Raw genomic sequence first — 5,873 nt, forward strand, 5'->3', positions numbered from 1 at the left:
CGTTCCAGACAAAAAAATCAGGAACCCAGGGTAAACAACACCTGCGGCGCGACGGTCAGACCGATCGGCGCACCAGGGCTGTGGATAACGTTGTCGGAGCTGTCGACCAGCAAAGGCTGAGCGCCACCGACATCCACCAACAGCCGACTCTGGGCGCCCTGAAAGAACTGCCCCACCAAACGCCCGCGCAAATGACTTTCACCGTCCGCCACGCGCAAGTGCTCGGGACGGCAATACACCGTTGAAGGCTGATTCGCAGCCGTCCACGGCAGCTCGCCGCCACTGACTTTCAGCCCCTGAGCCGTGCGTTCAACCACTGAAAATGCATTGAGGTTGCCGACAAAACTGGCGACGAAGGCATTGGCAGGCTGTTGATAAATCTCGCGGGGAGTCGCCAGTTGCGCGACACGCCCTTTCTCCATCACCAGAATCCGGTCGCCTAGCGCCATGGCTTCGCCTTGATCGTGGGTGACGAAAACTGAAGTTATCCCCAGCCCACGCAGCAACTCATCCAGCTCACTGCGCAAGCGTTCTCGCAGCTGCGCATCCAGTGCCGCCAATGGCTCATCGAGCAGCAACACCCGAGGTCGCGGCGCGAGCGCGCGGGCCAGGGCAACGCGCTGACGCTGGCCGCCGGAGAGCTCGTGAATGCTGCGCTTGCCGTGCTCCTGCAAGCCGACCAACTCCAGCAGTTCAGTGCAGCGCTTGTTGCGCTCGGCAGGCGACATGCCGCGAATCTTCAGGCCGTAGACAATGTTCCCGGCCACATCCAGATTGGGGAACAGCGCGTAGTTCTGAAACACCATGCCCACGTCCCGCTTCTCGATAGGCAGACGGGTCACGTCGCTGTCACCGATAAAAATCTGCCCGACATCCGGACTTTCCAGCCCGGCAATCAAGCGCAACGTAGTGGTTTTACCGCAGCCCGACGGGCCGAGAATTGCCAGGGTTTCGCCGGGTTCGATAGTCAGGTTCAGGTCATGCACAGCGACGGTGCCGTCAGCGAATGACTTGCGGCAGCCCTGCAAACGAATAGTGGTTCCGGTCATCGACTCTCTCCACGGGAAAGACGGGCGCTGATGGCCTGCAACGCAATCAAAAGCGGCACGATCATCAACAGAAAAATAAGGGTGTAGGCGCTGGCGACTTCCAGCCGCGCAGACGCGTAACTGTCGGCGAGACCCACCGGCAGGGTTTTGGTCATCGGCGTGTGGAGCATCCAGGTCAGGTTGAATTCACCCAAGGACAAGGTGACGACCATCAACACCCCGGCCAGAATCCCGGCTCGGCAGTTAGGCACCACGACGCTGAAGAATCGCTTGAACGGACCTGCGCCAAGACTGGCTGCCGCCTCTTCCAGTACCGGCAGTTGCTGACGCTGCATGACCGCCATCACCGGACGAACCAGAAACGGCAAAGTGAACAGCACATGGCCCACCAGAATGAACAACCAACTGCTGCGAAAGCCGCCGAACTGGCCGTAGGTCAGCAGCAACGCCAGTGCGCTGGCCAGACCGGGCATGGCCACTGGCAAAACCATCAACTCTTCGAACGCCCGGCTGAAGCGATTGTTCATCCGCACCAAGGCATACGCGGCCGGTACGCCAATCACACAGACGCACACCGCGCAGGCCACCGCCAATTGAATCGACAACCAGACCGTCGGCGAATAGGCCTGCCAGACCTGGATCAACCAGTCGAAGGTCAATCCACTCGACACGCCCTGAAAATAATTGCGCGTCAGGCCGGCGAGTAATGACAACAGCACCGGCACCAACATGAAGGCGCAGACCAACAGGGTAAACAGCAACTGCATGACGAACAGCGATGAGCGCTTCACAGGACAGTCCCCGAGTTTTTCACCAGACGTCGCGCCAGCAACAACACGGCCCAGGTCAACGCGCCCAGTACCACGGACAGCGCCGCAGCGACAGCAAAGTTGGCGTAGTTGGTGAACACGTTGTAGATCGCGACGGGCGTGACGTTGAGCCGCGTGCCCAGCGTGAACGCCGTACCGAACGCGCCCATGGAGGTCGCGAAACAAATCGCTCCGCAGGACACCAACGCGGGGGCGAGGCCCGGCACGATGACGTCACAGACCACTCGCCAATGACCCGCGCCGAGTGAATGAGCGGCCTCTTCAAGGCTGCGATCCAGACTTTCACAGGCCGCCATCACCGTGAGGATCACGCGAGGAATCGAGAAGTACAGGTAGCCCAGAAACAGCCCGGTCAGCGAGTAGGCGAAGATCCAGCGCTCCCCCGCCAACTCCATGCCCAGCATCGCAAACAAGCCTTGGCGACCGGCCAGCAGAATCACCAGAAACCCTACGACCACGCCGGGGAACGCCAGTGGAAAAGTCAGCAACGCCACCAGTGCCGAACGACCGAAAAACCGCTGCCGGGCGAGAAAAACGCCGCTGATGCCACCGACCAGCAAAGCCGTCAACGTGACCACAATTGCCAACACACAGGTCTGGGCAAGACTGCCCAGATACTGCGCACTGCTCAGCACCTGCCAGTAACCCGCGCTGCCGTCACGGCTTTCGCCGCCCAGCAAAATCAGGTGCGCCAAGGGCAGCAACCAGAACGCGAATAGCATGGCTGCGGCTGGAGCCAGCGCCCAGGCCGCTGTCGGGCGCAGGCGCAAGAATCCACGCCTGCCCGGCTTCACGCCCTGAGCTTTCAGAACCGAAGCGGTCACTTACTTGACCTCACTCAAATAGCGCGCTGCGAAAGCTTCCTGCACAGCGGCCATGTGCTCGTAGTCGACCACGCCAGCACGGGCGTAATCGCTGTCCGGCAAGAACTGCGCAGCCACATCGGCAGGCATTTTCACGTCACGTACTGGACGCAGATAAGCCTTGGCCCACAGCGACTGACCTTGATCGGACAGGGTGAAATCCAGCACCTTTTCAGCGTTGGCGCGATGCGGTGCGTTATCCACAATGCTCATCACGTATGGCACGCTGATGCTGCCTTCTTTCGGGATCACGAAAGCAACATTGGCTTTGTCTTTATAGCGGGCGCGATAGGCGTTGAAGTCGTAATCGACGAGGATCGGCAACTCACCCGAGAGCACGCGTGCATATGCGGTTTGCTTAGGCACGATCGGCGAGTTTTTCGCCAGCTTCTGGAAGTAATCGATGGCCGGCTTGAAGTCGTCCAGGGTGCCGCCCATGGCCTGGTTGATCGCCACCGCAGACACGTAACCGACAAAGGCGCTGGACGGATCCAGATAACCGACCATGCCTTTGTATTCTGGCTTGAGCAGATCAGCCCAACTTTGCGGAACCGGCAGACCGCCCAACGCATCGACGTTGACCATGATGCCCAGAGTGCCGGAGTGGATCGCGAACCAGTGGCCTTCCGGGTCTTTCAAACCGGCCGGAATCTGCTCCCAGCCTTTTGGTTTGTAGCTGCCGACAACGCCCGCTTTCTGCGCCTGCAAGCCGAAGGTCACGCCGTAATACACCACGTCGGCAACCGGAGCGGCCTTTTCAGCCACGAGTTGCGCCAATGACTGGCCGGAGTTTTTGTTGTCCAGCGGCACTTGCACACCGGTGGTGTCGGCAATTGCCTTGAGCTGAGTGCCCCAATCCGCCCACTCTGGCGGGCAGTTGTAGCAGATGGCAGTTTCAGCGGCCTGAGCCAGGCTGGCCGCACCGCACAGCAGCAGCGCTGCCAGGGTTTTACTGAAGCGGATCATGAAGCATCTCCTCGTAGGGCTGGGTACTTTCACCCGGCCGGATATGGCAAGGCAGGCAATGGGAAATCGGAGCGGCACCGGCGATTTGCGCCAGCAATTGATCGATCACGGTGCTGGCCAGCGCCGCGATGGGTTGCACGACACTGCACAGCGTCGGATGCATCTGAGCGCCAAGGGCAATGCCATCGAAACCGATAACGGAAAGCTGGCCAGGCACGCTCCAGCCGTTGCGGCGCAGCTCGGCGATCAGACTGATCGCCAGCAAATCGTTGGAGCAGACCAGCGCACTGGGCCGATGGGGGCCACGCAGCAGCGACTCAATGGCGGCAAAGTCGGCTTGGGTATGCGCAGGCATTTCAATCACCGGCAAGCTGTCCAGACCCCGCTCGACCATGGCCTCGCAATATCCGGCGTAACGCAGACGGGCTCGGTCCGATTGCAACGCGGGACCGGCGACCATGCCGATGCGACGATGCCCGGAGTCGAGCAGGTAACGCGTCGCCAGCGCCATGCCCGCGCGGTTATCCACAGACACAGCGCTGTAATCAGGATTGCCCGGCTGGTGATACGCCAGCACGAACGGCGTGTCTTCTTTGACCAGGCTTTGCAGAACCCGATTGCTCTCGGCATCGGTCACGGTCAGCACCAGGCCATCGACGCGCTGACGTAGCAGCTCTTCAACCACAGCGCTTTCCCGTTCGCTGCTGTAATCAGTCGTTGCCAACAGCAGGTTGTAGCCTTTCAAACGCGCAGCCCGCTCCATGGCCTGAAACTGCTCGGCGAAGACCGGGTTAAGCAGGTTGGGCACGATCACGCCAATCAGGTTGGTGGTTTGCAGACGCAACTGACGCCCGAGGCGATTGGGCCGAAAACCCAACTGACGGGCGGCCTCGAACACTTGATCGCGAGTGGCGGGACGCACGACGTCAGGCGACGCAAAGGCTCGCGCAGCCGTCGCCCGCGAAACCCCTGCCAGTCGTGCCACTTCTTTCAAATCACTCATGCCGGCTCACTTTTGAGATCGATCTCATTAGTGGCGACATTAGCGATGCAACATGGCGTTACAGCGACTAAGTGATGACAGTTTGATTGCAGCGCGCAACTTTGCGGTGAAGCTAAAGCCCCATGTCCTGCCCGTCTGCGCTACCATCACGGGCCGACGCGGCAGCCTGCTGCGCGCAGGAGTTAGCATGGCCCACCCGTTCGCAACACTTACGCCAGACCTGGTCCTTGATGCCGTTGAAAGCATCGGGTTTCTCAGTGACGCCCGCATCCTTGCGCTCAACAGTTACGAGAACCGCGTCTATCAGGTCGGCATCGAAGACGGCCAGCCGTTGATCGCCAAGTTCTACCGGCCGCAGCGCTGGACCAACGAAGCCATTCTTGAAGAACACAGCTTCACGTTCGAACTGGCGAACGTCGATATCCCCGTGGTCGCGCCGATGGTGCATGACGGGCAGACTCTGTTCGAACACGCAGGGTTTCGCTTCACCCTCTTCCCTCGCCGCGGCGGCCGTGCGCCAGAGCCGGGCAACCTTGATCAGCTCTATCGTCTGGGCCAGTTGTTAGGGCGTATCCATGCGGTAGGCGCGACCAAACCTTTCGAGCACCGCGAAGCGCTGGCCGTGCAGAACTTTGGTCAGAACTCCCTGGATTTCCTGCTGCAGAACGACTGCATCCCGCGCAGTCTGTTGCCTGCTTACGAGTCAGTGGCAAAGGATCTGCTCAAGCGCGTCGAAGATGCCTACGCCGCCACGCCGCATCAGAACATCCGCATGCACGGCGACTGCCACCCCGGCAACATGATGGCGCGCGACGAGATGTTCCACATCGTCGACCTCGACGACTGCCGCATGGGCCCCGCCGTCCAGGACATCTGGATGATGCTGGCCGGTGATCGCCAGGAATGCCTGGGGCAGTTGTCGGAGTTGATGGACGGCTACAACGAATTCCATGATTTCAACCCGCGTGAGCTGGCCCTGATCGAACCGCTGCGCGCACTGCGCCTGATGCATTACAGCGCCTGGCTGGCCCGTCGCTGGGACGACCCGGCATTCCCGCACAGCTTCCCGTGGTTCGGCACCGAACGTTATTGGGGCGACCAGATCCTCGCCTTGCGTGAACAGCTGTCGGCGCTGAATGAAGAGCCGTTGAAGTTGTTTTGA

Annotated in this window: 6 protein-coding genes; 1 reads left to right on the forward strand and 5 read right to left on the reverse strand. The window is 60.6% G+C overall.

Annotated features, from left to right (window positions below):
• Nucleotides 1-17: 17 nt before the first annotated feature.
• The 5 genes from H8S59_RS25695 to H8S59_RS25715 form a co-directional block, all read right to left on the reverse strand.
• Complete coding sequence (locus H8S59_RS25695) at nucleotides 18-1,049, reverse strand: ABC transporter ATP-binding protein (protein ID WP_187523257.1); 1,032 nt, start codon at nucleotides 1,047-1,049, stop codon at nucleotides 18-20.
• Nucleotides 1,046-1,840, reverse strand: coding sequence for an ABC transporter permease (locus H8S59_RS25700; protein ID WP_099267972.1), 795 nt, complete (start codon nucleotides 1,838-1,840; stop codon nucleotides 1,046-1,048). The genes H8S59_RS25695 and H8S59_RS25700 overlap by 4 nt, the downstream gene beginning before the upstream one ends.
• Nucleotides 1,837-2,601 carry an ABC transporter permease gene (locus tag H8S59_RS25705; RefSeq protein WP_246475615.1) on the reverse strand — a complete coding sequence of 255 codons (765 nt, stop codon included), beginning with the start codon at nucleotides 2,599-2,601 and terminating at the stop codon, nucleotides 1,837-1,839. Before H8S59_RS25705 ends, H8S59_RS25700 begins: the two co-directional genes overlap by 4 nt.
• A 102-nt stretch (nucleotides 2,602-2,703) precedes the next feature.
• Nucleotides 2,704-3,708 (reverse strand): ABC transporter substrate-binding protein, encoded by a 1,005-nt coding sequence (locus H8S59_RS25710; protein ID WP_095092523.1) that lies wholly within the window; start codon nucleotides 3,706-3,708, stop codon nucleotides 2,704-2,706.
• Nucleotides 3,692-4,711 (reverse strand): LacI family DNA-binding transcriptional regulator, encoded by a 1,020-nt coding sequence (locus H8S59_RS25715; protein WP_187523259.1) that lies wholly within the window; start codon nucleotides 4,709-4,711, stop codon nucleotides 3,692-3,694. The genes H8S59_RS25710 and H8S59_RS25715 overlap by 17 nt, the downstream gene beginning before the upstream one ends.
• A gap of 187 nt (nucleotides 4,712-4,898) precedes the next feature.
• Here H8S59_RS25715 and H8S59_RS25720 point away from each other — a divergent pair, with 187 nt between their 5' ends.
• Entirely contained in the window at nucleotides 4,899-5,873 is a 975-nt protein-coding gene (locus H8S59_RS25720; protein ID WP_187523260.1) for a serine/threonine protein kinase, read from the forward strand.

The organism is Pseudomonas folii, assembly GCF_014357575.1.
Taxonomy (GTDB): Bacteria; Pseudomonadota; Gammaproteobacteria; order Pseudomonadales; family Pseudomonadaceae; genus Aquipseudomonas; species Aquipseudomonas folii.

Coding starts and splice junctions, on each gene's coding strand:
- H8S59_RS25720 (WP_187523260.1), top strand. CDS start 4,899: ATGGCCCACCCGTTCGCAACACTTACGCCAGACCTGGTCCTTGATGCC.
- H8S59_RS25715 (WP_187523259.1), bottom strand. CDS start 4,711: ATGAGTGATTTGAAAGAAGTGGCACGACTGGCAGGGGTTTCGCGGGCG.
- H8S59_RS25705 (WP_246475615.1), bottom strand. CDS start 2,601: ATGCTATTCGCGTTCTGGTTGCTGCCCTTGGCGCACCTGATTTTGCTG.
- H8S59_RS25695 (WP_187523257.1), bottom strand. CDS start 1,049: ATGACCGGAACCACTATTCGTTTGCAGGGCTGCCGCAAGTCATTCGCT.
- H8S59_RS25710 (WP_095092523.1), bottom strand. CDS start 3,708: ATGATCCGCTTCAGTAAAACCCTGGCAGCGCTGCTGCTGTGCGGTGCG.